Below are 26,736 nucleotides of genomic sequence, written 5' to 3'. Positions count from 1 at the left end.
GTGTGCGGTGGGTGTGCGTTCGGGCGTGTGCGGCGGGTGTAGGCCGTGGGGGTCACTTCGTGCCGAGGGAGAGGTTCGCGGTGAGGGTGTAGTACGGGTGGACGGCGAAGCCCTTGATGCCGGAGGCGACGGCGACGGACTCGGTCTCGTGAGCGAGGAAGACGTTCACGGCACGGGACTGGAGGCGGGCGGCGACCGCGGCGTAGTTGGCGTAGCGGGCCTTGGAGTCCTTGGTGGCTGCGGCCTTCTCGATGAGGGTGTCGGCCTTCGGGTCGCAATAGCGCGAGAGGTTGTAGTTCCCCTTGCAGGTGTAGTCCGCGGTCAGGTAGCCGGCCGGGTCGGGCATGTCGCCGAGGTGGTTGCGGGAGAGCAGCGCGGCCTGGAATCCGCCCGAGAGGAGATCCGGCTCCACCGAGGCGTAGTCGGCGGTCCGGACGGCCGCCTTCACGCCGATGGCCTTGAGCTCCTGCTGGATGACGGCGGCGAGGTCGGAGAAGCCCGCTCCCTCGTTGTAGGCGATCAGGGACACCTTGATCTCCCCGGGTTTCACACCGGCCTGGGCGAGCAGGGCCCTGGCCTTGGCCGGGTCGGCCTTTACCGGGGCGGCTCCCTCGGGTGTCCAGGGCTCACCGGGGGCGAACGGACCTACGGCCGGGCGCCCGGCTCCCTGGTACACGGCGCTGGTGATCGCCTTGGTGTCGACCGCCGCCTGGAATGCCTGCCGTACCTTTTCGTTGGTGAACGGTGCCTTTTTGTTGTTGAGGACGAGCTCCGTGGTCCGGGGAAGCTGTTCGGTCTGTACGGTGACCGCGTCGTTCCCTTTGAGGTCCTGGACGCTCGGCACGGAGAGCTTTCTGGATATCTGGGCCTCGCCAGTTTGCACCTGGGTGGCGCGCTTCGCGCCGTCCGCGATGAACCGCACCTCGGCAGAGGCCAGTTTCACCGATCCTCCCCAGTACGAGGAGTTGCGCTTGAGCTGAATCGCCTGCTGGGGAATTTCCTTGGTGATCCGGAAGGGGCCGGTACAGGTTCCCTTGGGATTGATGGACGATGCGGAGTACGCCTTCGGGGCGAGAATTCCGGTGTTGGGCGAGGCGAGACGGTACGGCAGGAGGGCATCAGGGCCGGGCGTGGTGATCCGGACCGTCGAACCGCTCACCGCCGCGAGTCCGTCGATCGTCTCGGGCGAGAAGCCCGGTGCGGGCGTCTTCGCGGCGAGGGCGTGCTTCAGGGCTCCGACGACGGTCTTCGCGTCGAGCGGTGTGCCGTCCTGGAACCTCACGCCCCGGCGCAGCTTGATGTTCCAGGTGGTCGGGGTGGTCTGCGTCCAGGACGAGGCGAGCATCGGTTTGATCGCGCCGCCCGTCTCGTACTTCACCAGGGTCTCCAGGCAGCCCGCCTTGCTGAGGACGAAGGCGTCATCTGTCTCCAGGGCCCAATTGGCGGCCGGGGCGAAGGGCTCGTCTATCACGATGCTTTGAGCTCCGGTGGCTCCGGTGCCACTGGGTGTCTGGCCACCCATTCCGCAGGACGCGAGCGTCAGGGTCGTTGCCGTCAGTACAAGAGCCAAGCGCGGTTTTTTCATGAATGTCACTGGTCCGATCAGAGCTACTGGACGTTCCCAGTCGCCGGGGAGCCGGCGCGGCGGGTGATGGCCGGAATCGGGGAGGTGGCGCTTGGTTGACGAAGGTAAGAGGCGATGACGGCGCTGTCGATACGTTGTCGACGATATTTTGTAAACAACCTATTGCCGTCAGGTCACCCGCCCGTCAGGACCGTAATTGGGACGAGCGGCAGAGGTCCCGGTAAAAAGGCATGCCAAATATATCCATGACCGTCACACCGATTGGTCTGGATATTCCCTGGACGGCGGCCCCGGCAGGGCGGGCCGGGGCCGCCCAGGTCTCATGTCATATGAGGCGCCAACTTGAGATGCGGATCGTCCTTTTCCGGGCCGAGGACCGGGTCGGTGTGCACCATGGCGGCGGTGAGTCGCGGCACCGCGTGAATCAGCGCGTGCTCGACATCGACGGCCACGGTGTGCGACTCCTGCACGCTCAGACCGCCGTCCACCTCGACCGTGGCCTCGGCGCGCAACTTGTGGCCGATCCAGCGCATCCGCAGCTCCGTCACGCCCAGCACGCCCGGTACCTGGCGGACCGCGGCCTCACCCGAGTCGATGAGCGCCGGGTCGACGGAGTCCATCAGGCGGCGGAAGACCTCACGTGCCGCGTCCTTGAGGACGAGCAGGATCGCGGCCGTGATGAGCAGCCCCACGATCGGGTCGGCCAGCTGCCATCCCAGCGCGGCACCACCGGCGCCCGCCAGTACGGCCAGGGAGGTGAAACCGTCGGTGCGGGCGTGCAGCCCGTCGGCGACCAGCGCGGCGGAGCCGATCTTGCGCCCCACGTTGATGCGGTAGCGGGCCACCCATTCATTGCCGATGAACCCGACGACCGCCGCGATGGCCACGACGCCCAGATGGGAGATGTCGCGAGGATTCAGCAGTCGGTCGATGGCCTCGTAGGCGGCCACGGCCGCCGAGGCGGCGATGGTGAGGACGATGACGATCCCGGCCAGATCCTCGGCACGGCCGTAGCCGTAGGTGAACTTGCGGTTCGCCGCGCGCCGTCCGAGGACGAACGCGACCCCGAGCGGAAGCGCCGTCATCGCGTCCGCGAAGTTGTGGATGGTGTCGCCCAGCAGCGCGACCGAACCGGACATCAGGACGACCACGGTCTGGAAGACCGCGGTGGCACCCAGGATGGCGAGGGAGAGCCACAGGGCGCGCATGCCCTCGGCCGACGACTCCATCGCGGAGTCGACCTTGTCCGCCGCCTCGTGCGAGTGCGGTTTCACTACGTGGGTGACCTGGTGCTTCCAGCGGGACCAGCGGCTCTGGCCGTGGCCGTGGCTGTGTCCATGCTCGTGATCGTGGCTGTGCCCGTGGTCATGGTCGTGCCCGTGATCGTGCCCATGGCCATGTGCCGATGCGGGGGCCTCGGGGTGGGCATGCGCCGGAGCTGGGGGATGGGGGTGTTCGTGGGCCTTCATGGATGGGCTCACCTTTCAGGAATGTCGCCGCGCGAGAGTGGTGCCGCGGGAGAGGGGTGCCGGGCACCCTCCATTCATTATGTGCATACGCGTGCACCAATGCACTTGTGGGATCGTACAGAATGGTTTCGTGACTACCTGGTGACAGTGGGTGCCCGTATCCGGCATCATGAGCGGACCATGGTGCCTTTGACCCTTGTGTCCAGCCTGCGCCGATCCGGCGGTGCGCCGAGCCCGGTGCCGGTGACGGCTGCGTGGGCGAGCGTGTTCTCGGTGACGAACACCGTGCTCGCCCTCGTGGGCCACCATGTGGTGTTCGACGCCTCCCCGTCCTGGACGGCGCGCGCCGCGGTCGCGGCGCTCCTGTTCGTCCTCGCCTTTTTCGGCGCCGGTCGGGCGAGCGTACCGGCCCGGCAGGTGAGGCTCGCGCTCGTGGCGCAAGCCGTCGCGGGCTGCTGGTTCGCCATCGGATCCGCGGATGCGCACGGGCGGCTGACCGAGGCAGGCCTCTTGGTGGCGGCCCATGTCGTGATGACCGTGCTGCTGGCGCTCATGCTTCACACCGTGTGCAGTGGTCGTCTCGCGGCCGTCCGGACGGCCGCGTCGGAGCTGCGTTCGCTGTGTGCCTGGTTGTGGCGGTTGCTTTTTCCGGGGCTCGGCGTCGACGCGACGGTCCCGGCGGTGCCGACCATGCCCGTGTTCTCCGGGTCGGCTCGCGCCTCACCGGCCGGGCCGCTGCTTGCCGACTGTGTCATACGCCGGGGTCCCCCTCCCGGCGTACCGCTCGCCACCGCCTGAAGGGCCGTACGCGGCCGCCTGGGGCGGCGAGTGGTTGCCGCACGTCGCAAGGCTCATCTTCGACAGCGGTCGCCGTCGCAACGGGGCCGCTCAGGGGGATTCATGTCCATGACCGTCGTCGTGATCGGCGCGGGCCCGTATGGCCTGTCCACTACCGCGCATCTCACCGCACGCGGCCTGCGGGTCAGGGTCTTCGGAACGCCGATGGCGAGCTGGTCCGAGAACATGCCCGCGGGGATGCTGCTCAAGTCGCCGCCGAGTGCCTCGTCTCTGGCGGCACCCGTATCCGGTTTCACCCTCGCCGACCACTGCACCCGCTTCGGCGAGACGCCGCTGGGCGAGCACGACCAGGTGCCCATCGAGTTGTTCGTCCGCTACGGGCTGTGGTTCGCCGAGCAGTTGGTGCCCCAGGTTGAGTATGTGCGGGTACTGGCGGTGGACCGGCAGCAGGGCGGATTCCGGCTCAAGCTCTCCTCAGGGGAGGAGACCAGGGCCGCCGCAGTCGTGGTCGCCAGTGGCGTGACCGGGTTCGCGCATGTCCCACGTGCGCTGGCCGAGGCGGCGTCCGAGGGCCCGTCACCCCACGGGCGGATTTCGCACAGCGGCCAGCACGGCGACGTGTCCGGCTTCGCCGGGCGGAAGGTCGTCGTGGTCGGCGCCGGACAGTCGGCCCTGGAGAGCGCGGCACTGCTGCGTGAGGCCGGGGCGCGCCCGCGATTGCTGGTGCGCGGACGGAAGGTGGTCTTCGGTGAAGCACCGAGCGGTCCGCCGCACTGGCGGCCGGACACCCCGCTGGGCCGCTCGTGGGGGCTGTACGGGGCGGTCAGCCATGCGTCCGCCTTCCGGCACCTGCCCGAGGGGCTGCGGCTGCGGCTGGTGCGTGAGGTGCTGGGACCGTGTGGGGCCTGGTGGCTCAGGAGCCGGGTGCGGGCGTTGGTGCCCATACTGGCCGGCCGGCGAATTGTCCGCACCGAGGCCGACGCGGCCGGGGTGAAGCTGTTCACCGTGGATGCGAGCGGTCATGAGCGGGTCGTCGAGGCCGACCATGTGCTGGCGGCGACCGGCTACCGGCCGCGGCTGGAAGCGCTGGACTTCCTCTCGCCCGAACTGCGCGCCGGCCTGGACCGAACCGGGGGCTTCCCGAGCCTGGGCAAGGACTTCTGCTCGTCGGTGCCCGGCCTGTACTTCACCGGGCTGCCGGCGGCGGCGACCTTCGGGCCGGTACTGCGCTTCGTGTGCGGTACGCGGTTCGCCTCGCCGCGCCTCGCCGCCGCGGTGTCGGCGTACGTCGCGCGCTGAGCCGCTGAATCAGCAGGTGGCCGCCCGGGGGACGTCCTTGCCGTACTTCGTCAGGGAGCACACCGTCATGAACGAGATCTTCCAGACGCCGTCCTGACGCACCGATGCCCCCGGGCCGGCCGGCCCGATCTTCCGCCCCTCGGAGAAGAGGGTGTAGTGGATCGTGGCGTGTTGATCGGAGGTGAACGTCACGGAGTCGACGCGCGCCCGCAGAAGGCGGGCCCGCGGATCCTTGGCCAATGCCTCGATCATCAGCTCGTACTGATATCCATCCTCCATCACCTTTGCCCGGTCCTCGGGCGACGACCGAGGGCTGAAGAAGCGGGACCAGGACCTGCGGATCTGTGCTTTCGCATCGGCCGGATCCGCGGGGGCGCTCGCCGTCGATGTGGGTGAGGGGGTGCTCGCGGTCGCGGATGTCCGCTGCGGGGTTGTCGGCGACGGGTGCGTGGACGCCGGGCGGGAGGTGGGAGAAGGAGACGGTCTCGCATCGTCCGCGCAGGACACGGTCAGTGCGAACACCGCGGCTGCCGCTGCGTAGGCCGGAGCCGGTCGCGTACGGATGATGACCACCGCCTCTCCTCGCGTTGGGTCGTATGCGGCGGGTACCCGGTGCGAGCCCTGTCCACGCCGTGACGGTGAGACTCAAGCGGACCGCTGATGTTACGTAGCGCGCATAAATGGATACCGTGAGTACGTGATCGGATTGCGGGGCCGTCCCGCGTTCACCGGGTGTCCCGGCCGTGCTGCCCTGCTGATGGGCCTTGTGGTGCTGATCGCTGTCCATCTCGCGGGCGCGGTGCACGGTGCCGCCTTCGAGGGGTCGCATGTCGGTCTCGACGCCGTCGAGTCTTCTCATGCCACGGCGCCCGCCGCGCCCGCCCACGGGCATGAGCAGGAACACGAGCACGAGGCGCACGGACACATCGATCACGCCGCCGACCGGCCGCGGGGCCCCGCTCGCTCCCCTGACGACCTGGGCGCCGACCCCGCCGATGACGGGCTGGTGCTGTTCCCCTCCCTGCCTGAGAGTCCCGTCGCGTACATGGCCGGTCTCTCCCAGGGGGCCGCCGCCCCGCGCGGGCGGTTCACTCTCGTGCTCCACTGCGTCTGGCGGGTGTAGGCGCTGCCCGCACGTCCTGACCGGGCCGCGCCTTCGCTGTGTTCCACGGGCGGCGGTCCGTGGTGAGGCGTGCTCGCATGCCCCCGACCCGACTGCGCCGTGCCTCGCCCCGATGCGGGGCGCGTAGGAGCTGTACGACTATGGATCTCCCCCTGCTCGAACTCTTCTTCCCCGGGGTACACACCACCGCCCCCGCGATCGCCAGACGCCCGGCCCAGCTCGTGGGCAACACCCCGGTGCTGTGGGTCGACGAGCCGTTCGCCCCGCCCGGGCGCGGTTTCTTCGCCAAGCTGGAGGACGCCAACCCCGGCGGCATCAAGGATCGGCCTGGACTGCACATGGTGCGCGAGGCCCGGCGCCGTGGTGAGCTCGCACCCGGCGCCCCTGTTGTCGAATCCTCCAGCGGCACCCTCGGCCTCGGTCTGGCGCTGGCCGGGCTGACCTACGGTCACCCGGTCACTGTCGTCTCGGATCCCGGTATGGAACCTGCCGTGGTGCGGCTGCTCACCTCCCTCGGCGCCCGTGTCGAACAGGTGGCCGTCCCGCACCCCGAAGGCGGCTGGCAGCAGGCCCGCCGCGAGAAGGTCGGGGAACTGCTGGACCGGGCCCCGGGCGCCTACTGCCCGGACCAGTACCACAACCCCGACAACGTCGCCGCCTACCGCCCGCTGGCCACCGAGCTGATCGCCCAACTGGGCCGCATCGACGTCCTGGTCGCCTCCGTGGGTACCGGCGGGCACTCCGCCGGTACCGCCGCCGTGCTGCGCGAGTCCTTCCCCGGCCTGACGGTGATCGGGGTGGACGCGGTCGGGTCGACCATCTTCGGCCAGCCCGCGGGGACCCGGCTGATGCGGGGGCTCGGCTCCAGCATCTACCCCACCAACGTCGACTACTCGGCATTCGCCGAGGTCCACTGGGTGGGGCCGGCCGAAGCGGTGTGGGCCTGCCGCCGGCTGGCCCGCCGCCACCGCGTCTCCGGAGGCTGGAGCGTGGGCGCGGTGGCACTGGTCGCGGGCTGGGTGGCGCGCATGGTGCCCGCCGGTGCCCGGATCGCGGCCATCTTCCCCGACGGGCCGCACCGCTATCTGGAGACCGTGTACAACGACGCCTGGTGCCGCGAGCACGACCTGCTGGACCAGGCGCCGCCCACCGAACCGGACGAGATCACCGAGCCGGATGAGCGTGTGGTCACCCGCTGGACCCGCTGCACCCGGGTCCGCGACCCGCTCGGCCGGGACCGCGAACCCCTCGACGACCGAGCCGGGGCAGGTGCGCGATGAAGGGGCTGCGGACCCAGGTGGCCTCCTTCGACCGCGGCGCGCGGCTGTTGATGGCCAACCAGTTCGCCATCAACCTCGGCTTCTACATGCTGATGCCCTACCTGGCCGACCATCTCGCCCACGGTCTGGGGCTGGCCGCCTGGGCTGTCGGCCTCGTCCTGGGCGTCCGTAACCTCTCCCAGCAGGGCATGTTCCTCATCGGCGGCACCCTGGCCGACCGCTACGGCTGCAAACCGATGATCCTGGCCGGATGCGCCCTCCGTACGGTGGCCTTCGCCCTGCTCGGACTGGTCGACACACTGCCCGCGCTGATCGTGGCCTCCGCCGCCACCGGCCTGGCCGGAGCCCTCTTCAACCCGGCGGTGCGCGCCTATCTGGCCGCCGAGGCGGGGGAAGAGCGGCGGGTCGAGGCGTTCGCCACCTTCAACGTCTTCTACCAGGCGGGCATCCTGGTCGGCCCCTTGGCCGGACTGGCCCTGCTCAGCTGGGACTTCCGCGCGGTGTGCGCGGTGTCCGCGGCCATCTTCGGCCTCCTCGCCCTGCTCCAGGCCCGTGCCCTGCCCGCCCGTCCACCGGCCGGTCGCGGTACCGAACCGGCCTGGCGGGCGGTGTCGGCCGACTGGCGCACCATCGCGGCCAACCGGCCCTTCCTGCTGTTCGCCGCCGCGATGACCGGCTCGTATGTGCTGGCCTTCCAGGTCTATCTCGCCCTCCCGCTCAGAGCCCGGGAACTGTTCGGCACCCATACGGGCCAGGTCACCGGAGCGGTTTTCGCCGTCTCGGCCCTCGCGGCGCTCGCGGGACAGCTGAAGCTCACCGCCTGGGCCAAGCGGAACCTTCCCGGGCCACGGGCCATCGCCTGCGGACTGGCCCTGATGGGAGTCGCCTTCGTACCGATGCTGTTCGTACCGCACGGCGGCAGGACCGGACTGGTGGCGGGGGTCGTCAGCCTCACCGTATGCGCGGCGCTGCTGGCCTTGGGCGGTGCGCTGCTCTACCCGTTCGAGATGGACACCATCGTCCGGCTCGCGGGCGACCGGCTGGTCGCCACGTACTACGGCGCCTACAACACGGCTTCCGGTATCGCCATCTCGCTGGGGAACCTCGCCGTCGGCGCGCTCTTCGACACCGGTGTGCCATGGCTGCCGTGGGCGGCGATGGCGGCCACCGGCCTGGGGTGCGCGGCCGCGGTGGCGGGCCTGCACCGCACCGGTCGCCTCACCCCGGGCCCGGCCCCGGTGCCGGTACCGGGGTGACGGCGCCGGGCCGGGCGGCGGGCTCACACGATCCGGACCCACCGCCCGGCCCGGCCGGTTGCTCGCAGGAGGGCCTCAGCGGGCCGGAGCCCGTTCCGGAAGGGCGGGCCAGGTGGAGTGGAGGTCGTCGACGACGTAGCTGTGGCTGTGACGCCAGCCTCCCGGGACGCGCGCCGCGTCGGCCAGGTGCGGGTGCTCGGCGTCGAGGGTGGTGTGCAGATGGGTGAGGTGGTCCGGGTCGTGCGACGGCCACAGCTTCACCGCCAGCAGCGCCGCCGCGAAGGCGAGTGCACCCAGTGCGATCACCGCCGACTGGAGTCCGGCCGCCGCGCCGAGCCATCCGGCCAGCGGATAGGTCAGCAGCCAGCAGGAATGGGAGAGCGAGAACTGCGCGGCGAAGGCCGACGTGCGCTCCTCGGGCGGCGCCGAGCGCCGGACCAGGCGGCCGGTGGGCGTGAGCACCATGGAACACGCGCCGCCGAACGCGGCCCACGCGGCGAGCAGCGCCGGCCACCGCCACCCTCCCGTGTGCGCCGCCGTCAAGGCGCCAAGTCCCGCATACACCACGGTGAGCAAAAGGGCCCCGCGCAGCATCACGGCCCGGTCCGAGACCTTGTCGAGAACACGGGGCAGCAGCAGGGCGACGACCATCGAGCCCGCGCCGTACGCGCCGAGGGCGAGCGGTACGTCGGCGATGGAACGGCCGAGGTGCTCGCGGACATACACCACCGTGTTGACGGTGACGGTCGCGCTGGCGGCGGCGACCGCGAGGTTGAGGGCGAGCAGGGCACGTAGCCGCGGAGTGGCGAAGAAGAGCCGGGTGCCCGCGGTGGCCTTGGCGTAGACGGTGCCGGTGCGGGGTGCCGCGAGCGGTTTGGGCAGGACGGCGGAGACCACGAGCGCGGCCGAGGCCAGGAATCCGAGCATGGTGCCGGTGAACAGCCAGTTGTAGCTGATCAGGGTGAGCAGCGCGGCCGCGAGGGCCGGGCTGAACAGGCTTTCCAGGTCATAGGCGAGCCGCGAGAGGGACAGTGCGTGGGTGTAGTCGCGCTCGGCGGGCAGGACGGCCGGGATGAGCGACTGGAAAGTCGGGGTGAAGGCGGCCGAGGCGGACTGGAGCGCGAAGACCAGGACGTACACCTGCCAGACCTGGTCGACGAACGGCAGCGTCAGCGCCACCGCGGCCCGGATCAAGTCAGCGCCGACCAGCAGCGCCCGCGGCGGCAGCCGGTCTGCGATGGCGCCGACGACCGGTGCGATCAGTACATACGCCACCATCTTGATCCCCAGCGCGGTGCCAAGTACCGAACCGGCGTCCGCGCCCGCGATGTCGTAGGCCAGCAGACCCAGTGCGACGGTGGCCAGACCGGTGCCGACCAGAGCGATCACCTGAGCCGTGAAGAGGTGGCGATAGGTGCGGTTGCGCAGGACAGAGAGCATGCGGCGGTCCCTTGGCCGGAGGGGCGGGCGACCGATCACTATAGGTATAGATGCGCATCTGCGCACATGTGGAGATGGGTTTCCGGTCATCGACGCCGCTCGGTCACGTCCCGGACCACCTCTATCCCCAGGGAAAATCTGCTGTTTGTAACGCTCGAGCCGTGGGTCGGCGACGTCGTCCTCGGAGAGGGTGTGTTGGTACTCGCGCTCGGACTCCGCCATACCGACGAGGAACGCGAACAGGGTGGTGCCGTGCCCGGGCGGGTCGCCAGACGCCTTGGAGAGGCCGATGAGGAGTTCGAGCTGGACGTCGCGGTGCCGTAGGTCTTCGGCGATGGTCAGCAACTCGGCGGCGCCGCGGCCGAGGCGCTTCACAGCCACAGGACAACGGAACAGGGGCTATCAGCGAGCCTGATCTTGTACCTGTGAAGCTCGCCGGTGTGGCTCAGTACAGGTAGACGTCAACGACGAGAGCGGCTAGTCCGGCGAGCAGGGCGTAGGTGACGGTGCGGCGGGCGGGTTCGTTGCGCAGGGGGCCCAGGCCGAGAGCGAGCACGGCGGTGGCGAGGGCGAAGACGCCGGAGCCGGTGTCCTGCCAGCTGACCGGGAAGGCTGCCAGTGGCGCATCGGTGAAGAACTGATCTCCGTGGGCGGCACGCAGGATGGCGTTCCAGGCGATGGGCCCGGCTGCGGCGGCCAGTGCGCCGGTGACGATCACCGCCAGGCGGCGGCCGCGCAGGACGATAGCGAGCAGCACGCCGCTGAGCACGGCCGACAGGGCCGCTCCGTAGAAGATCTGTCCCCAACCGATCATGGCGCTGTGCCTTTCGTATTCGAGGGCTTGGTATGGACGATCTCAGCGATGCGCTTCAGAGCGGCGTCGCAGGAGGGTCTCGAAGCTGCGGTCGCCGTGGTGGTTGCCGGGTTCGGTGCCGCGCCTGCCGGGTTGCGCCGACGGGAGGACTGGGCCGGGCCGGTGAAGCGGTGGATCAGCCGGGCTTGTGGACGCCGGTGCGGGTGGCCCATTTCATGCGACCTCCTCGGTACCGATGCGGGGTGGGTGCAGGGTGTTGACGCCGGTTTCGGCCACGCGGCGGGTGGCTGGGGGGTAGTAGTCGCGGCGGTGGAGGCGGCGCAGTTCGGCGCGGAGTATGCGCGATGTTCGCCGGCGCTCCTCGGCGCCGAGGATGCGGGCGGCTTCGGCCTGGGCCAGGACGTGCTGTTATTCGGCGGTGCGGGCGTCGGCCATGCTCCGGGTGAGATGGCCTTCCTGCTCTGCTGCGCCGGGCTGGGCGATCCACACGGTGGCGGTGCCTCCGAGGCCGGTGATCTTCTCAGCGATCCGGTCGATGTGTTCGCGGGTGCGGGCGTCGGCGGGCAGGACGATGAGGCCGTCGCCGATCTGGGCGACGCCGAGCCGCTTGAGCTTGCGCCATATGGTGATGCGCCGGGTGTAGGGCTTGCGTGGCAGCCGGTAGGACAGCAGTACCCACTGTCCCGGTCCGCTGCTGGGTGCGGGGCGCCGGACGAGGGTCGTCGGTCATCCCCGCACGCTCCGGCGGTAGTGGGCGGCGGGGGCGGTGCCATGTCCGGTGTCTCCTCGAGGGGTCGGCCGCCGGGGGGCCGAGCTCCTGCTGGGTGGAGTCCGGCCCCGTGGAGGGGTCAGCCGGCGGGCTTGACGTCCTGGTTGTCGACAGCGTGGCCCAGGCCGCGGGCGAGTTTGACCGCGTTGTCGTTGGCCCAGAAGTGCAGGTAGAACAGGCGCGGGTCGTCGTCGAGGGCGTGGTTGTGCAGCTCGACGATGTCGATCCCGCCCGCGCGCAGGGCTTTGATGACTTTCTGGACTTCGCCTGCGGTCATGGCGAAGTCGCCGTTGATGGCGGCCTTGCCGCCGCCGGTGGGCTGGAAGTTGATGGCGGTGGTGACCCCCATGGCCGGCGGCAGCACCCTGCCGTGCGCGGTGATGGTCTGATTGTGGGCAAAGGTGAACTTGTAGATCCCGCCCTCGCTTGTGCCCTTGGTGCCCAGGGCCTTGTCGATCGCTCGGGTGTCCAGGCCGACCGGACCCGGTGAGGTGGGCTTGGCGGATGGCGGGGTGCCGGTGGCATCCAGGACAGCCTTCAGGCCGCGGGCGATCTTTTCCTGGTTCGTGCCGGTGGCGTGGAAGTGGGTCCACCAGATCTGCGGGGTCTGGGCGAGCAGGTGCTTGTGCAGCGCGGTCTGATCGATACCGGCCTTCTGCAGGGCGTCGGTGACCTTCGGCAGCTCTTTCTCGGTGACCACCAGGTCGCCCATGGCCAGGTTCTGGCCGCCCGGGTAGCGGGCGAAGGCGGCGTACGAGCCGAGAGCCAGGCCGGCCTTGACCTGTACCCCGTAGGAGGTGACCTTCAGGTCGCCACGTGGGAGGGCGACGCGGTAGACCGTGCCGCCCATCACCTTCCCTTCCCGGCCCAGCGCGTCCGCGACGCCTTTCCAGTCCCGCGCGGTGGTGGACACCGGCTTCTGCCCGCCGCCGGCAGCGGCGGGCGCGCCGGCGTCCTGGCCACCCGTCCCGCAGGCACCGGCCAGCAGGACGGCACCGGCTGCGGCCAGCAGCCGCAGTGAGGTGTTCACATTCATCGCTGCCAGGCTCCCTTGCTCCGTCTGCATAGGTGATGTGACCGGGGTTACATCATCCGAGAGGAGGGGGTGCCAGGTGCTCGACGACACACGCAGCACCGGGTCGGCTCAATGCTCTTTTACGAGGTCGCAAGACCAATAGTCAGGGGTAAATCGGACACGGTTTCGATGGGTTTCGTGATCTCTCGGAACTACTGGTTCCTGAGAAGGCTTCCGCTTTCCGAACGTGGTCGTTTGATTGGGTCTGGGTGGGCATGAACTGCCGCTGCTGCGGGGGAAGAGAGAGCGGGTTGTTCGTCGGCTCGTACTCGCTGGTCGAGGTGGCTGGCGCTGTCGGTACTGGAACTGCTGGAGGCGCGGGAGGTCTAGGTCCGCGAGGAGGTCGCGCGGCTGCGCGAGCGAGCGGGTGCAGGCGGTGCTGGTTGTGGCGGAGAGCGCGTTGGCGCGGTTGGGCGGGGCGCGGGCGACGGTGGCCGAGGTGCTGGCCGAGATTCCCGGGCGGCCACCGAGGATCGACAAGCAGCCTCGCCGGGAAGGCACATATCGGGTGTGAGGCCCCGGCACCGTGGACCTGCCCTCGACGGCCGTGTAGCGAATTCGCCGTCCGGCTGCGCGTCTACGTCCGCGTTCCTATGCTGACACCGAGGGTGGAGACGACCTGGGGGGCCATGCGTAATGAGGGCAGCAGGCAGGGGAACGTCAGCATTGAAGTCGGGGGTCAAGCGGCTCTTGGGACGTGCTGGATTCGACATCGTGCGCAGCACCAACAACCTGGGTGGCGTCGACGACTTCATCCCGTTTGAGGCAACGATGCGGGCTGCACGGGCGGCCGGTCTGTCGGTCGGTGACTACATCGACGAGGTGATGAACGGGACGCCTGGTGCCACCCAGTCCACCATCGATGAACTACGCGCTCTCGGCGTCTTCGCTGCCAACCCGAACACGGTGCTGGAGATCGGCCCCGGGTCCGGGCGGTACCTGGAGAAGACGCTGAAGGAGTGTTCGCCAGACCGCTACGAGATCTACGAGACGGCAGCGCCCTGGGCCGACTACCTGGTGGACACATTCAGCGTGGTCGCCCAACCGACCGCAGGATGCAGTCTCGCCCCGACACCCGACGGCAGCGTCGACCTCGTTCAGGCCCATAAGGTCTTCAATACCGTGCCCTTCCTCGGCGCCTCTCGCTACTTCTTCGAGATGGCACGTGTGACGCGACCCGGTGGTCGGATCGTCTTCGATGTAATGACAGAGACCTGCCTGGACCCGGTCGCGGTACGCGCCTGGGCGACGCAGGGCGGCGCGGGGCACGACTCCTACCCAGCTGCCATGCCTCGCCGGACATGCGTGGACCTCTTCGCGACCCTCGGCTGCAGTCTGGAGGCCAGCTTCCTGGCGCCCATGGGCGTCGCCTCCACGGAGGTGCTTGTCTTCGGAAAGGGGGTTTGACCCTCAGAAGGCTTCCGCGTGCCAATCGGCGGGGCTGTGAGGTCGTGTAGGTTCCTGGCCGGGTGATCTCCGCTGTGTCCGCGCATGAAGACAGGGCCTCTTGGTAGCTCGCGAAGAGTTTCGGGAGGCCCTGCTTGCTGCAGTCTTCCGTGCATACGTCCGTGGAGTCCAATGCCTCGGCGCGGTCGTGTGACTGTCTCGTGCACCGGTTCGGCAACGCGGCGGACCAGCCGGACCGCGCGCCGTGCTACCGCTCCGACAAGACGGAGGCGGAGTGGCAGGTCGTGGGGCTGCCCTGTCTGTGCCGGCCTGGTTGGAGGGCCGGGGAGGCCGGCCGGAGGGCTACTGCCACCGCATCATGATCGACGCGGTGCGGTATGTGGTGGACAACGGGATCAAGTGGGCGAACATGCCGACGGACTTCCCGCCGTCTCGGCGGGTGCATGCCTTCGTCCGCCGTGCGTCGGTCATCGTTGTCGGGTCATCGGTGCCGCGCTGCCGCAGGGGCCGGTGCCTGCGTTCATCTAGCTGGGCGAGTTCGCGTTCGCGTACCCAACAGCTACCCGTCGGTTCGTTTCCCTCGCAGGCAGAGGCAGGAGTCCGGGGCCGACCAGGCGGGTTCTAAGCTGTCCGCATGACCGACCGCGAACCTGTGCCAACTGCGTCTGATGCGCATCTGCGCCCTCCGGACGGCGCGCGCCTCGCCGAGGCGACCGGTGTGTTCGCGATGCTGGCCGATACCACCCGGCTGCATGTGCTGTGGTTGCTCGCGCAGAAGGAGGCGGACGTCGGCTCGCTGGCCGAACGCTGTGAGACGTCACGGACCGCCGTCAGTCAGCATCTGGCGAAGCTGCGGCTCGCGGGGCTTGTCGATACGCGCCGTGCGGGCCGGCACATCTACTACCGGCTGAGCGACGGCCATCTGCGTCGCCTTGTCCTGGAAGCTCTCAGCCACGCGGACCACCGGGTGAGCGGCCGGGCCCCGCACGACTGACCGCCGGGGCCCTCCGTAGTGGGATGCCCCGGCCGGGGCGGGGGCGCGCTACCGGCCGGGGCTGCCTGGGGGACGTGGGGCGTCCGGCCCAGGCGACTCGGGGAGGGCGGATGCGTCACCGCCGGGTTTCAGGAGCGGTGTACGGCTTGGACGGGTAGCCCGTATCGAAGTGCATGTAGTCGGGCACATCGATGTCCTGCCAGATCCAGCCCTCTTCCTTGAACACCTTCCAGACCGTGCCGCCCTTCACGATCACGCCCTTCTTGCCTGCGGTGCGCTCCTTGTGCCGGGCGCTGGGTGACCAGCACTTGCAGCGCGGGTCCTGCCAGGGGTTCTCCAGGGGGTTGATGTCGACCGCGCGGCCGTTGGCGTGGGGTGACTCCTTCTCCGGGGCGTTGATCTGGTCGGGGCGGCGGCAGTTGTAGGCGGCGGTGTTGTCGTCGCGCAGGCTGGCGTCGCTGTCCCCGTCGTACTCCTCCAGCGGCCTCATCTTGCGGATGGGGAACCTCTCGTCGAAGAGCCGGGTGAAGACGCGGACGACGGTGTCGGCCGTGTCCGTGTGGACGACGAGGACCCCGCGGTGCACCTTGTCGTCGAAGCCGTGATGGTTGATCTCCACCCTCCGCAACTGGGTGCGGGTGGCCGGGCATCCTTCGCGCCACATCCCGGCGGTCACCATCCGCTCCCATTGCGCCGCGGGGAGCCGCCGGACGACGGCGTCGGCGGACGGGGACGGGCTCGCGGCAGTGTCGTCCGGCGCGGCGGAGGTGCGGTCGGTGTCCGCCGCCGCGGTGCAGGCCGTGGCGAGTAAGACGATCGCGAGGACGGGCGGTGGCCATCGGCGGGCAGGGTGGATCACTGTGCTGGTCCTTGGAAGTAGCGGAGTCTGGGGTCGTCCGGGAAGGGGGTGTAGAGGGCGTATTCGTAGGTGAGGAACAAGCGGCCGTCGGGTGTGCGCGTCGAACCGGCGAACCGCCAGCCGAGTCGCTCGTAATAGCGGCCCGCGCCGTCCGGCCCGGCCGCCGTGACCAGGCTCACCCGGGCACAGCCCGCGGCCGCAGCGTCCTGGATGAAGCGTTCAATGAGCGCCGAGCCCAGGCGGAGGGATCGGGCCCGGCTGTTCACGGCGACATGGGAGAGGACCGCGGTGGCGCCGTCGCGTCGGGCGGGGCCGGGCTCCTCCTTGCCGCGCGCGTATCGCGCCGGGAGGAGCTTGCGGCAGTACCGGCTCAGCCGTGTCCGCAGGAAGTGCAGCGCCAGCAAGGGGCGCAGGGAGAGTGCGGCGCACGCGCGCAGAGCGAGCCGGGTGCCGTGCTTGCGTACGAGCTGACCGCGGTGGGCGGCAGGGTCGATCACTCCCACGAGGAATCCGGTCGGCTGGCCGCCGGTCTCAGCGATGTAGGCCCGGGCGCAGGGCGTCGCCAGGTAGGTGGCCGTGTACGCGGTCAGGAACCGCGGGCCGAGGCGCGCGAAGAAGCCGTCGGGGAAGTGTGCGCGGTGCTCGTCCACCACGAACGGCAGGTCCTCGTGTGCCATCGGCCGCAGTGTGCAGCCGAAGGGAGGTCTCCGGCCGGGAGTACGCATCGGGGGGATGCGGCCATGATGGTCGGAGGGGGCGAAAGGGGGCAGGGCAGGGCTCGATGGCGCGGAGGCGCCTCGTTCGACGTCCACACCAGCAAACTACTACACGTCGTAGAAGTTCGTGGTGTGCTCCGCGGAATGCGGGTACCGTCATCGACAGCGAACAGCACGGTCGGAAGTGCGGGACGAGGGACGAGGGCGATGCGGCCATTCGGCGACCTGGAAGCGGACATCATGCGGGTGATGTGGGCGAGCGACGAGCCGCTCACCATCCAGCGGATCACCGATGCCCTCAACGAGGAGCGCCCGCTGGCGTACACCACGGTGATGACGGTCACCGAGCGCCTGCGCACCAAGGGGTGGCTGGACCGCGCCAAACAGGGCAGGTCCTACCGCTACAGCGCGCTGCGCTTCGAGGACGACTACACGGCCGAACTCATGGAGCACGCCCTGGAGTCCTCCGCCAACCGCGCCGAGGCCCTGCTCCGCTTCGCGGGCCGCCTCGACGCCTCCGAGGCGGCGACGCTGCGCGAAGCGCTGGGCAGGATGCCGCACGGCCCCGACGCTGACGGCTGAGGGGGCGCCGTGATTGTCATCGCCGCGCTGCTCACCCATGCGACCCTGCTCGGCGGACCGGGCGCCCGCCTGCTGGCCCGGGCTCGATGGGTCACCCGCTTCCCGCAGGTCACGCTGCGTTGCTGGCATGCCTGCGCGCTGGGACTGTTCGCCTCGCTGGCCGCCGCCCTCGTCCTAGTCGCCCACGACGTGTGGGAACACGGCATGGTGTGGCTCTTCCACGCCGACAAGCCACTGGTCCACGCCGCCTACGGAGGGGCCTGGCAGGTGGCGGGCATCGCCGAGGCCGCGCTGCTCGCCCTGCTGCTGGGTGCCGTGACGCTGTCCATACTCACCCTGCGGCGCTCGCTGCGTCTCCGTCGTGAACGCGACCGCTACCGTCTGACCGCCGACACCCAGGGTGCGTACGACCGGACCGGCGACCCCACCGTGCGGGTGCTGCGGCACCCGGCCCCGGCAGCGTTCTGCATCCCCGGGCCGCGGGGAGGTGACCGCATCGTCGTGACCACCGCGGCCCAGGACATGCTCTCCAGGGCCGAGCTGGCCGCCACCGTCGAACACGAACGCGCCCATCTGCGGCTGCGTCACCACCGGGCGATCCTCGCCGCGGACATCCTCACCACCGCCATCGCCTGGACCGGGCTGCTGCGCGGATACGCGGACCAGGTGCGCCGCCTTGCCGAGATGGCCGCGGACGACCAGGCGGCGCGGAAACATGGCCGCCGCACCGTGGCCTCGGCACTGCTGGAGATGTGCACCGTGACCGGCCCCGCCGCCGACCCCTCGGACCTACCAGCGATGACCGGGCCCGATCCGGCCGAGCGCATCCGCCGTCTGATCACGACCTCGCCCGTCCCGGCGGGGTCGCTGGCGCCCGCTCTCACCCTGGCGGTGGCGACCGCCGCGCTCACCCTCCCCGTGGTCCTCTGCCTGGCCCCCGCGGCCTTCCTCGCCGACACCGCGCACCTCGCCGCCCGGTGAGGCCGAGGGCCCTACGCGTCGTCCCGGGCACTCCGCCAGGCCGCGTCGCGCAGCAGGCGCAGACCGTTGAGGCCGACGATGACGGTGGAGCCCTCGTGCCCGGCGACACCCAGCGGAAGCGGCAGAGTGCCGACCAGGTCCCAGACGACCAAGCCGGTGATGAACACCCCGGCGATCACCAGGTTCTGCACGACCAGGCGGCGGGCACGGCGGGAGAGGGAGACAGCTGTGGGAATGGTGGCGAGTTCGTCCCGGACGACGACGGCGTCGGCGGTCTCCAGGGCAAGGTCGGAGCCCGCTCGTCCCATGGCGACGGCCGTATGGGCGGCGGCCAGGGCGGGCGCGTCATTGACGCCGTCACCGACGAGCAGCACCTTGCGGCCCGCGCTCTCCAGCTCCTTGACGGCGGTGACCTTGTCCTGCGGCAGGAGCCCGGCGCGGACATCGGTGATGCCGACCTCGGCCGCCAGGAGGCGGGCGGCGCGAGGGTTGTCCCCGGTCAACAGCACCGGGGCGGTACCCGTCAGCGTGGTGAGCGCTGTGACGGTGGTGGTGGCGTCCTCGCGCAGGCGGTCGGCGATGCCGAGCACGCCGACGGCCGAGTCGTCCACCTCCACCAGGACGGCGGTACGGCCGGCCGCTTCCAGCCGGGTGGCCAACGCGGTAGCGGGGTGGTCGGGGTGCGGCTCCCGCAGACGGCCGGGGCTGCCCACCGCGACGGCGCGTCCCTCGACGGTCGCGGTCACTCCGGTGCCCGGGGTCGAGGCGAAGTCCTGGACCGCCGGAAGCTCCAGGCCACGCTTCCGGGCGGCATCGGTGACGGCTCGGGCCAGCGGGTGCTCGCTGGGGTGCTCGGCCGCCGCCGCCAGGGTCAGCAGGGCCTCCTCGGTCAGGCCCGAGTGGTCGAGCGGGCACACGTCGGTGACTCGAGGGGTCCCCTCGGTCAGGGTGCCCGTCTTGTCGAGGGCCACGGCGTCGACCTGGCCGAGCCGCTCCATGACCACGGCGGACTTGATGAGCACACCGTGGCGCCCGGCGTTGGCGATGGCGGACAGCAGGGGCGGCATGGTCGCCAGCACCACGGCGCACGGAGAGGCGACGATCATGAAGGTCATCGCCCGCAGCAGGGTCGGCTGTAGCGCCGCGCCGAAGAGCAGCGGCACCGCGAACAGCGCCAGGGTGGCGGCCACCATGCCCAGTGAATAGCGCTGTTCCACCTTCTCGATGAACAACTGGGTGGGGGCCTTCGTCTCCGAGGCTTCCTCCACCATCTGCACGATCCGCGCGATCACCGAGTCCGACGGGTCGCGCTCGACGCGCACGGTGAGCGCGCCGGTGCCGTTGAGGGTGCCGGCGAATACTTCGTCACCGGCCGCCTTGGCCACCGGCAGCGGTTCCCCGGTGATCGTGGCCTGGTCGACCTCGCTCGCGCCCTCCCGTACCCGGCCGTCCGCGCCGACCCGCTCTCCGGGGCGGATGAGGATCACATTGCCCACCGCCAGTTGTTCGGTGGGCACCGTCTCCTCGGCCCCGTCCTCGGACAGCCGGGTGGCGGTGGTCGGGGCGAGGTCGAGCAGGCCGCGCACCGAGTCCGCGGTCCGCGCGGTGGCGATGGCCTCCAGCGCCCCTGAGGTGGCGAAGATGACGATCAGCAGTGCCCCGTCCAGCACCTGCCCGAGCGCGGCGGCGCCGAGCGCGGCGACCACCATCAGCAGGTCGACGTCCAGGGTCTTGTCCTTGAGGGCCTGCAGTCCGGCCCATCCCGGCTCCCAGCCGCCGGTGATGTAGGTGAGGGCGTAGAGCGGCCCCCACGCCCATGCCGGTGCGCCGAGCAGCTGGAGCGGCAGCGCGATCAGGAACAGCACCAGGGCGGCCGCCGCCCAGCGGGCCTCGGGCAGGGCGAAGATCCGCGTCCGGCGCTTGGGCGCCACCGAATCACGGGCCGCCCCGGGCGGCGATACCGGGCGGGTGAGGGTCGATGACATGGCAGTCGGTGTCCTTCAGGGGAGGCGGCAATGGGCTCGCCCCTCCACGCTACAGGACTGAATGAACAGCTCTTCATGTGTTCCTGAACGGGCCGGTAGGCTGGACGCATGGGCCATGGAGTCGCACCCGCCGCTGACAACGCCGTACCGCGCGCCCGCCTGGACGCCGGCAGCGCCCCGAGAGTCGCCGCCACACTGCAAGCGCTGGCGACGCCGTCCCGCCTGCTGATCCTGGCCCGGTTGCGGGAGGGACCCTTGCCGGCCACCGAACTGGCCGCCGCGGTCGGGATGGAGCAGTCCGCGTGCTCCCACCAGCTGAGGCTGCTACGCAACCTCGGCTTGGTCGTGGGCACCCGCAAGGGCCGCTCGGTGGTGTACTCGCTGTATGACAACCATGTCGCCGAACTGCTGGACCAAGCCCTGTACCACGCGGAGCACCTGCGACTCGGGCTGAGGGACACACCGGCCGACTCGGTCGGGGACGTGGACGACGACGTACCCGCGGCCCTCTGACCTGAGCACGGGAAGGCCCTCCTCGCCCCTCCGCGAGGATAGGCCCTCCGCTCCGCCCGGACCGGGCGAAGCGGAGGGCCCATGCGACCGCTACTGGCTATGACCGTGCGCCACCGCGGCGGCGCATGACGAAGAACGCCGCCGCGACCACGATCACGGCCGCCACGCCGATGCCGATCCAGGCGCCCGCCGAAAGTCCGTCGTCGTCGGATTTCTCCTCTTCCGCCGTTTCCTTGTCCGAGGAGGGCTGTGCGGTGTCGTCCGCCGTCGGAGTGGGAGAGGCGGTTTCGCTGGGGGAGGGGTCCGCCGGCTTCGCGTCGGACGCCGCGGCCTCGAGCTTGAGCACCGGGGCGGGGCTCTCGCCCTGGTCGTCCAGCTCGATCCACCGGTCGGTGCGCTTGTCGCTGTAGGTCTGCAGCGTCTTGAACGCCAGCTCCTTGGCGTCGGGCAGCTGTCGGACCGTGATGGAGTACTCGGCGTTCTCCCCGGCCTTCAGCGCCGGGCCCCTGACGGTGTAACCGTTGTCCTCGGCGGCGAACTTCCAACCCTCGGGGCCCTTGTCGTAGGTCACATCGGCGGGCTTGATGCCCTCGGGCAGCACCACCTTCAGCTCGGTGATCCCGGCCGAGTCGGACTCCGACTCCGCCTCGAAGGAGATGGTGACGTTCTCGGCGAGGGCCTTGGCCTTCTCGGACTCCACCTCCACGTGGGCGGCGGCCGGGACCGCGGTGAGGAGAACGGCGGTGGCCGAGACGGCGGCCACGATGGTCAGGCGCCGCGCGGCGCGCGGCAGGGCGATACGGGACATGAGTGTCTCCGGGCAGGGTGAGGAGCGGAGCGGCGTAGCCGCCGCCCCGCGATATCAGGTCAGATGACGACGTCGGCCCTGTCGGCTGGAGGCCCCCGCCGGACCACCACATCCGCGAGAGTCGTGCTCAGGGGCGGCGGTCGCGGCTCCAGCCACCCGGCGACCGGCACCGGCGCCACCGGGCCGACCGGTACCGGGCGCCCGGAGAGGTGCGCCCAGGCCGCGGCGATCCTCGCCCGCACCGCCTCCGTCGCCGAGGTCACGCCACGCGCCAGCGTCCAACACACGACATCCGCACGGTGCAGCAGGATCGCCACGAGGACGGCCACCGTGGCGTGGGTCGCCGTCATCGCCGCCGAATCGTGCAACCGCTCGTGCCATGCCGCGTGGGCACCGGTACCCATGGCCTCCGTATGGGCTGCATGGTGGGTGTGCGTGGTCAGCGTCAACCAGAGGTGCAGTCCGGCCTGCCCACCGGCGCTCACCGCCACCACAGTGGCTAACGAGCGCGGGCGCCGCGCACCGGCCAGCCCCACTGCGAAGAGCACCGCCGCCGCCACGGCGCCAGGCGCCCACGGCACGGGCCCGTCAGCGCTCAGATGATGGGCGCCGACCCCCAGTACGGTGCCGGCAATAGCGAACACCGCCGCCCGGATAACGGGCGACGGCGTGCGGAAAGTCGCATTCGGCTGGTGCATGGCTCGCCCATCATGAGCCATCGCCTGGCAGCTCGGCACGCCGATCCCTGAAAGTGGCCATGAGGTGGGAAACCCGTTGCCTCGCCTCGCGCCTCGTAACGCCGGTGGTCCGCCACCCATAGATGCTCGCCGATCTGCTCCTTGGACAGCACCTGACCGGCGTTGACCAGCAGATAGCGCAGTAGTCGGAATTCGGCCGGGGTCAGCTCCAGCGCCCGCCGACCGCGCCGCGCCTGACGGGTCGTATCGTCCAGCGGCAGATCCGCGTAGCGCGGCGAGGGCTCCTCCCGCCGCCGGTTGCGGGTGCGCAGGGCCTGCACCCGGGGCCAGCACCTCGGCGATCCGGAACGGCTTGGTCACGTAGTCGTTCCCGCCGATGCCGAGGCCGGTGACCAGCGGGTCCAGCGAGTCGCGGGCGGTGAGGAAGAGCACCGGCGGATGGTTCTCGTCGGCCGCCACCAGGCGGCGGCACACCGTGAAGCCGTCCAGATCGGGCAGCATCACATCGAGGAATCACCAGGTCGGGCCGCTCCCGCCCGACCCGATCGAGCGCCTCTCCGCCGGTGGCCGCGGTGCCGACCCGGTAACCGGCCAGCTCGAGGGTGGTCGAGAGCAGCTCGGCGATTCTCGACTCATCGTCGACGACCAGGATGTGCTGCCCGTTGCCACGGGTGGGCGCTGGTTTTTCGCTGGCACTCCCGTACACGCCATGGCACTACGTGGACCGACCGTTCCGGGGCACGGGGGCCCTGACCGCGACCGATGAGATCCGGACAGGCCGGAGTGGGCGGGGCCGGGCAGCGCTCGCCGTGGGCATAAACCTAACGGGGACGGGATGTCTCCCGTTCAGGTTCACCGTTTCTGAGTAAAGATTAATCAACGTTGCATCCGCGCAGGTCAAGGCATGTCTATCAGCTCCGGCATAAACATCTCGTGACCTGACGGACATCTTCCCTTCGCTCTCGTCTCCTCGAATCTGGGGGCGGCCGGCCGCCAGAAGGGCGGGCCGGGACGACTAAGGGGTGCCAACATGACCGACGACCGTAGGGGCGCTCTCGGTAAGGTGCTTAAGCGCCGTGGCAAGCTTCTGGCCGAAGCTCTGCGCCCACCGGTGCGGTCTACGGGCGGCGGACAGGCTCGGCCGCCTCTGCCTGCCGAGACCATCGGCGAACCCTACGTCGCACCGGCCACTCCCCGACTGGTGGAATCACCGGTCTTCGTCCTTTCACCGGTACGTTCCGGATCGACCCTGCTGCGAGTCCTGCTCAACAGCCACTCCAAGATCCGTGCTCCGCATGAGATGCACCTGCGGACCCTCCATGTGCACCTGTCCCGTCATTTCACGGCGGACGCGATGCGCGCATTGGAAATCGACAAGCCCGAACTCGAGCATCTTCTGTGGGACCGGGTCCTTCACCTGGAACTTCAGCGGAGCGGCAAGCAGATCATCGCCGACAAGACCCCGCCCAATACCCTCATGTGGCCCCGGCTGCACCGCTGCTGGCCCCAGGCACGCTATCTCTTCCTGCTGCGGCACCCGGGCGCCGTGGTGACCTCACTGGTCAACCGGCGCGACGCCCCCGATCTGGCGCAGATCCACTCCGAGGTGCTGGCGTACGCGGAAAAGCTGGAAGAAGCGCGGCAGGTACTCGGCGGGCACACCCTCACCTATGAGCAACTCACCGCTGACCCCGCTGAGGTCACCCGCGGCATCTGCCGCTTCCTCGGCCTCGAATGGGAAGCGGAGATGCTCAACTACGGTCAGTACGACCACGGCACATTCCGCCCGCAGCTCGGCGATTGGAGCAGCACCATCAAGTCGGGTGTGATCAAAACGGCGCGGCAGTACGACGAGTCGACGGAGCTTCCTCCACGCCTGGCCGAGCTCGCGAAGATCTGGGGTTACTAGGGTCCGTCTTCAAACTGATCTTGCCCAGAGCAGGAATGAGGCGAGTGTGACCGCCGCTTCGTAGGACGTGGCGGTCGATGGTGTTGCGCCGACGATACGTCTCCCGGTCACATGCTGGTGGTCGGCCGCCGCGGCTCCCGCGATGGTGCCGCTGCTGATCGGTCTTCTCGGGAACCGTGTGCGTGATCCCGCGTCGCCGCAGGTGGACGCGGAATCCACGCGAGCTGTAAGCCTTGTCCGCGATCAGATGGGCGGGTCGGCAGCACGGTCGGCCAAGGCCGGTGCGCGGGACGCGAATCCGCTCCAGCACAGTCCGTGCGCAGATGCTGTCGTGACGCTGACCCGGTGTGATCAGGATGGTAAGAGGGCGGCCCTTGCCGGCGCAGGCGAGGTGGACTTTGGTGGTCAGCTCTCCTCGGGAGCGGCCGAGGGCGTGATCGTCCAGTTCGTCCTGTCGCTGCTGCCCCCTTTTCGGCCGGTCGCGGCGCCGTGCTGGTGGGCCCGGGCGATGGTGGACCCGGGAGAACACGCCGTCGAGCGCGTAGCGGCGGAAGCGGGTGTACACCGTCTTCCACGGCCCATTGCGTTCCGGCAGGTCACGCCACGAGATCCCGGTACGGATCTTGTACACCATGCCGTTGATGACCTGCCGGTCCTCCACCCGGGGTCGGCCTGTCGAGGCCCGCGGTATGAAGGGAGCGAGTAATTCTCACTCATGGTCGGTCAGTTCATGACGGCGTATCACCCCTCCATGATCCATCGCCCGGATGATCTCTGAAGACGGACCCTAGTCCTCGCTCATCTGCATCTGCTGGCCGAAGCCGTCCATGGGGGGATGGTCCGTATGCGTCGTTCCGGCTCCGCGCCGGGATCGACGAACAACTGGGGGCAACCGCAGTCGCAGCCGCCGGATCGGCCACCTCCCGCCCCGTGACCAACCCCCAGCATGCCGGGCGGAGCGCCGAACGATCCGGCTCGCCGGGGCCGTTGTCGGTGGCCTCTGCAACACTCCGCAGATGAGCGCCGACTCCCTCGAACTACGCCAGGCCACCTCCCCAAGCGATGTCGACCCCCGGCTCCGGCAGGCCCTGATCAACTGTTGGGTCGACGTCACCAACGCCGGCGGGGCGGCCGGTTTCCCCTTTCCGCCCATCGACGCCCAACAGGCGGCCCCCGCCCTTGATGCCATCATCGCCAACCTGGCCCCGGACACCTGCCGCCTGATCCTGGCCATGGAGGATGGGGAGGTGCTGGGCTGGCTGGACATGCGCCGCGACACCTTCGCTCTCATCGCACACTGGGGAACGCTGCACCACGTCCAGACCCGCCCCCGCGTCCGCGGACGCGGTCTCGGCATCGCGCTGATGGAACGGGCCCGCCAGGTTGCCCGGGACGAGATGCGCCTGGAACACCTGCACCTGGCCGCACGCGGCGGAGCGGGGCTGGAAAAGTTCTACGGACGGCTCGGATGGAAGGAGATCGGCCGCTGGCCCGACGCCCTCCGCCTCGCTCCCGGAGACGACCGCGACGAGATCCTCATGGTCCTCCAGCCGCTGTGAACCCCGGCCCGCAGCTGCTCGACAACATCAGGCACTCGTCTACCCCTGGGCCCGTCTTGCTGGATCAGTGACGCCATCGTTGCGCTGTCGAGCAGCGTGGCCGTCGTCGTGGAGTCCGTGGTGTCCGCGCGGACGGCCTCCGCAGTAGCGACGATCTGTGACTCGGGACGGAGGTTGAGGGCGCAGACACATGTTTCTGCACCCTCGGATGCGGCGTACTGGTCAGCTCAGGTAGATGTGTTTCCATTCGGCGGACGACATGCCCTGTGCCGCTTCGGCCAGCGCGAGCGCCGAGGGTGTCTTCAGCTTCGCCCGCGTGGTGTCCACCCATTCCTGGGCATTGCGGTAACCCTGTTCCAGGTACTCCATGCCTTGCAGCATGCACTCGAGCTTGTCCGCGTCGTGTGCCACGAGAACCTCCAGCGAGTCGCCGTTCTCGTACTCGTGGACCACGGCCTTGATCCCCTCTGCTACGGCTGGATGGGCCTTGGAGACCTGATCGGCGGTGACCTTCTCGTTCGACGCGGCTTCGAGATAGCGGCGCCCGATCCACGGGATGTCCCCGACGCGGGTCTCCTGGGTATCGTGAAAGGTGCACAGAAGGGCGACCTTCGCAGGGTCAGCGCCTTCCATCATCGCCAGCACCGCGCCGATGATCGCGGTGCGGAACGAATGCTCAGCGATGGTCTCGGGGTCCTTGATGCCGGCGATCCACCAGCCACTCCGCTTTCCTCGCTTGAGGGCACCCATCTCAAACAGGTAGCCGACGGTTCCCTTGTCGGCCTGGTCATCAGTCATGTAGATCGTCCCTTCAAGC

The 26,736-nt window shown here is 69.8% G+C and carries 28 protein-coding genes and 3 pseudogenes; 14 read left to right on the top strand and 17 right to left on the bottom strand.

From position 1 onward, the window contains the following. Positions 1-52: 52 nt before the first annotated feature. Both J8403_RS07095 and J8403_RS07090 read right to left on the bottom strand, forming a co-directional pair. A complete protein-coding gene (locus J8403_RS07095; RefSeq protein ID WP_246585740.1) occupies positions 53-1,471 on the bottom strand; it encodes an ABC transporter substrate-binding protein in 1,419 nt (472 codons plus the stop codon). Positions 1,472-1,905: 434 nt separating this feature from the next. Next, entirely contained in the window at positions 1,906-3,054 is a 1,149-nt protein-coding gene (locus J8403_RS07090) for a cation diffusion facilitator family transporter (protein WP_211122396.1), read from the bottom strand. Positions 3,055-3,153: 99 nt separating this feature from the next. Here J8403_RS07090 and J8403_RS07085 point away from each other — a divergent pair, with 99 nt between their 5' ends. After that, positions 3,154-3,852 carry a hypothetical protein gene (locus tag J8403_RS07085; RefSeq protein ID WP_211122395.1) on the top strand — a complete coding sequence of 233 codons (699 nt, stop codon included), beginning with the start codon at positions 3,154-3,156 and terminating at the stop codon, positions 3,850-3,852. 102 nt (positions 3,853-3,954) lie between these two features. Next, positions 3,955-5,151: an FAD-dependent oxidoreductase gene (locus J8403_RS07080; RefSeq protein WP_211122394.1), complete on the top strand. Its 1,197-nt coding sequence runs from the start codon at positions 3,955-3,957 to the stop codon at positions 5,149-5,151. Between the two features lie 9 nt (positions 5,152-5,160). On the opposite strand, the gene J8403_RS44915 is transcribed toward J8403_RS07080, so the two are convergent. Further along, complete coding sequence (locus J8403_RS44915; RefSeq protein WP_485129831.1) at positions 5,161-5,658, bottom strand: MTB12 C-terminal domain-containing protein; 498 nt, start codon at positions 5,656-5,658, stop codon at positions 5,161-5,163. A 190-nt stretch (positions 5,659-5,848) separates the two neighbouring features. On the opposite strand from J8403_RS44915, the gene J8403_RS07070 reads away from it, so the two are divergent. The 3 genes from J8403_RS07070 to J8403_RS07060 all read left to right on the top strand — a co-directional run bounded on the left by J8403_RS07070 (position 5,849) and on the right by J8403_RS07060 (position 8,810). Further along, positions 5,849-6,274 (top strand): hypothetical protein, encoded by a 426-nt coding sequence (locus J8403_RS07070; RefSeq protein WP_211122392.1) that lies wholly within the window; start codon positions 5,849-5,851, stop codon positions 6,272-6,274. A 140-nt stretch (positions 6,275-6,414) separates the two neighbouring features. After that, positions 6,415-7,554 carry a PLP-dependent cysteine synthase family protein gene (locus J8403_RS07065; protein WP_211122391.1) on the top strand — a complete coding sequence of 380 codons (1,140 nt, stop codon included), beginning with the start codon at positions 6,415-6,417 and terminating at the stop codon, positions 7,552-7,554. Then, positions 7,551-8,810: an MFS transporter gene (locus tag J8403_RS07060; protein WP_211122390.1), complete on the top strand. Its 1,260-nt coding sequence runs from the start codon at positions 7,551-7,553 to the stop codon at positions 8,808-8,810. Before J8403_RS07065 ends, J8403_RS07060 begins: the two co-directional genes overlap by 4 nt. 75 nt (positions 8,811-8,885) lie before the next feature. Here J8403_RS07060 and J8403_RS07055 read toward each other — a convergent pair whose 3' ends face one another. Next, the gene (locus J8403_RS07055) at positions 8,886-10,250 is read right to left on the bottom strand and encodes an MFS transporter (protein ID WP_211122389.1); all 1,365 of its coding nucleotides are present in this window, start codon (positions 10,248-10,250) and stop codon (positions 8,886-8,888) included. Between the two features lie 192 nt (positions 10,251-10,442). On the opposite strand from J8403_RS07055, the gene J8403_RS44320 reads away from it, so the two are divergent. Continuing rightward, complete coding sequence (locus J8403_RS44320) at positions 10,443-10,574, top strand: hypothetical protein (RefSeq protein ID WP_281427904.1); 132 nt, start codon at positions 10,443-10,445, stop codon at positions 10,572-10,574. Between the two features lie 121 nt (positions 10,575-10,695). Here the strand turns inward: J8403_RS44320 and J8403_RS07050 are convergent, their stop codons facing one another. From J8403_RS07050 to J8403_RS07045, 3 genes are all read right to left on the bottom strand, one after another. Beyond that, positions 10,696-11,064: a hypothetical protein gene (locus tag J8403_RS07050; RefSeq protein ID WP_211122388.1), complete on the bottom strand. Its 369-nt coding sequence runs from the start codon at positions 11,062-11,064 to the stop codon at positions 10,696-10,698. Positions 11,065-11,472: 408 nt separating this feature from the next. Further along, positions 11,473-11,688, bottom strand: coding sequence for a Chromate resistance protein ChrB (locus tag J8403_RS44705; RefSeq protein ID WP_425519885.1), 216 nt, complete (start codon positions 11,686-11,688; stop codon positions 11,473-11,475). 224 nt (positions 11,689-11,912) lie between these two features. Next, positions 11,913-12,869 carry a DUF1259 domain-containing protein gene (locus J8403_RS07045; protein WP_246585739.1) on the bottom strand — a complete coding sequence of 319 codons (957 nt, stop codon included), beginning with the start codon at positions 12,867-12,869 and terminating at the stop codon, positions 11,913-11,915. Between the two features lie 675 nt (positions 12,870-13,544). On the opposite strand from J8403_RS07045, the gene J8403_RS07040 reads away from it, so the two are divergent. From J8403_RS07040 to J8403_RS07025, 3 genes are all read left to right on the top strand, one after another. Continuing rightward, entirely contained in the window at positions 13,545-14,315 is a 771-nt protein-coding gene (locus J8403_RS07040; RefSeq protein ID WP_211122386.1) for a methyltransferase domain-containing protein, read from the top strand. Between the two features lie 358 nt (positions 14,316-14,673). Further along, positions 14,674-14,940 carry a transposase gene (locus tag J8403_RS07030; protein ID WP_211128121.1) on the top strand — a complete coding sequence of 89 codons (267 nt, stop codon included), beginning with the start codon at positions 14,674-14,676 and terminating at the stop codon, positions 14,938-14,940. Positions 14,941-14,949: 9 nt separating this feature from the next. Beyond that, positions 14,950-15,309 carry an ArsR/SmtB family transcription factor gene (locus tag J8403_RS07025; protein WP_211122385.1) on the top strand — a complete coding sequence of 120 codons (360 nt, stop codon included), beginning with the start codon at positions 14,950-14,952 and terminating at the stop codon, positions 15,307-15,309. Between the two features lie 115 nt (positions 15,310-15,424). Here J8403_RS07025 and J8403_RS07020 read toward each other — a convergent pair whose 3' ends face one another. Together J8403_RS07020 and J8403_RS07015 are read right to left on the bottom strand one after the other, a co-directional pair. Continuing rightward, positions 15,425-16,168, bottom strand: a complete 744-nt coding sequence (locus J8403_RS07020; RefSeq protein WP_246585738.1) for a M15 family metallopeptidase — start codon at positions 16,166-16,168, stop codon at positions 15,425-15,427. After that, positions 16,165-16,845, bottom strand: a complete 681-nt coding sequence (locus J8403_RS07015; RefSeq protein WP_211122384.1) for a GNAT family N-acetyltransferase — start codon at positions 16,843-16,845, stop codon at positions 16,165-16,167. The genes J8403_RS07020 and J8403_RS07015 overlap by 4 nt, the downstream gene beginning before the upstream one ends. A 246-nt stretch (positions 16,846-17,091) precedes the next feature. Between J8403_RS07015 and J8403_RS07010 the strand changes: the two genes are divergently transcribed. Further along, entirely contained in the window at positions 17,092-17,466 is a 375-nt protein-coding gene (locus tag J8403_RS07010) for a BlaI/MecI/CopY family transcriptional regulator (RefSeq protein ID WP_211122383.1), read from the top strand. A 9-nt stretch (positions 17,467-17,475) separates the two neighbouring features. Beyond that, the gene (locus J8403_RS07005; RefSeq protein ID WP_211122382.1) at positions 17,476-18,447 is read left to right on the top strand and encodes a M56 family metallopeptidase; all 972 of its coding nucleotides are present in this window, start codon (positions 17,476-17,478) and stop codon (positions 18,445-18,447) included. Positions 18,448-18,458: 11 nt separating this feature from the next. Here J8403_RS07005 and J8403_RS07000 read toward each other — a convergent pair whose 3' ends face one another. After that, the gene (locus J8403_RS07000; protein ID WP_211122381.1) at positions 18,459-20,432 is read right to left on the bottom strand and encodes a heavy metal translocating P-type ATPase; all 1,974 of its coding nucleotides are present in this window, start codon (positions 20,430-20,432) and stop codon (positions 18,459-18,461) included. A gap of 108 nt (positions 20,433-20,540) precedes the next feature. On the opposite strand from J8403_RS07000, the gene J8403_RS06995 reads away from it, so the two are divergent. Then, complete coding sequence (locus J8403_RS06995; protein WP_211122380.1) at positions 20,541-20,945, top strand: ArsR/SmtB family transcription factor; 405 nt, start codon at positions 20,541-20,543, stop codon at positions 20,943-20,945. Positions 20,946-21,042: 97 nt separating this feature from the next. Here J8403_RS06995 and J8403_RS06990 read toward each other — a convergent pair whose 3' ends face one another. The 5 genes and pseudogenes from J8403_RS06990 to J8403_RS44310 all read right to left on the bottom strand — a co-directional run. Beyond that, a complete protein-coding gene (locus tag J8403_RS06990; protein ID WP_211122379.1) occupies positions 21,043-21,753 on the bottom strand; it encodes a DUF1775 domain-containing protein in 711 nt (236 codons plus the stop codon). Between the two features lie 59 nt (positions 21,754-21,812). After that, positions 21,813-22,451, bottom strand: coding sequence for a hypothetical protein (locus tag J8403_RS06985; RefSeq protein WP_211122378.1), 639 nt, complete (start codon positions 22,449-22,451; stop codon positions 21,813-21,815). Continuing rightward, positions 22,349-22,771 (bottom strand): winged helix-turn-helix domain-containing protein, encoded by a 423-nt coding sequence (locus J8403_RS43505; protein WP_246586308.1) that lies wholly within the window; start codon positions 22,769-22,771, stop codon positions 22,349-22,351. The genes J8403_RS06985 and J8403_RS43505 overlap by 103 nt, the downstream gene beginning before the upstream one ends. Before the next feature lie 67 nt (positions 22,772-22,838). Then, positions 22,839-22,952 (bottom strand): annotated as a pseudogene (locus J8403_RS44315) (response regulator transcription factor); the annotation flags it as partial. 73 nt (positions 22,953-23,025) lie between these two features. Continuing rightward, positions 23,026-23,157: pseudogene (locus J8403_RS44310) on the bottom strand (response regulator transcription factor); the annotation flags it as partial. A 324-nt stretch (positions 23,158-23,481) separates the two neighbouring features. Between J8403_RS44310 and J8403_RS06975 the strand changes: the two are divergent. Continuing rightward, positions 23,482-24,360, top strand: coding sequence for a sulfotransferase family protein (locus J8403_RS06975; protein ID WP_211122377.1), 879 nt, complete (start codon positions 23,482-23,484; stop codon positions 24,358-24,360). On the opposite strand, the pseudogene J8403_RS06970 reads toward J8403_RS06975, so the two are convergent. Next, positions 24,281-25,057: pseudogene (locus J8403_RS06970) on the bottom strand (IS5 family transposase); the annotation flags it as partial. The gene J8403_RS06975 and the pseudogene J8403_RS06970 sit on opposite strands and share 80 nt — an antisense overlap. A gap of 319 nt (positions 25,058-25,376) precedes the next feature. On the opposite strand from J8403_RS06970, the gene J8403_RS06965 reads away from it, so the two are divergent. Then, complete coding sequence (locus tag J8403_RS06965; RefSeq protein WP_211122376.1) at positions 25,377-25,919, top strand: GNAT family N-acetyltransferase; 543 nt, start codon at positions 25,377-25,379, stop codon at positions 25,917-25,919. 222 nt (positions 25,920-26,141) lie between these two features. Here the strand turns inward: J8403_RS06965 and J8403_RS06960 are convergent, their stop codons facing one another. Next, on the bottom strand, positions 26,142-26,717 hold the full coding sequence (locus tag J8403_RS06960) for an HD domain-containing protein (protein ID WP_211122375.1): 576 nt from the start codon (positions 26,715-26,717) through the stop codon (positions 26,142-26,144). Between the last annotated feature and the right edge of the window lie 19 nt (positions 26,718-26,736).

It is taken from the genome of Streptomyces yatensis, assembly GCF_018069625.1.
GTDB classification, from domain to species: domain Bacteria; phylum Actinomycetota; class Actinomycetes; order Streptomycetales; family Streptomycetaceae; genus Streptomyces; species Streptomyces yatensis.
This window is presented reverse-complemented; position numbering and strand designations above follow the sequence as displayed.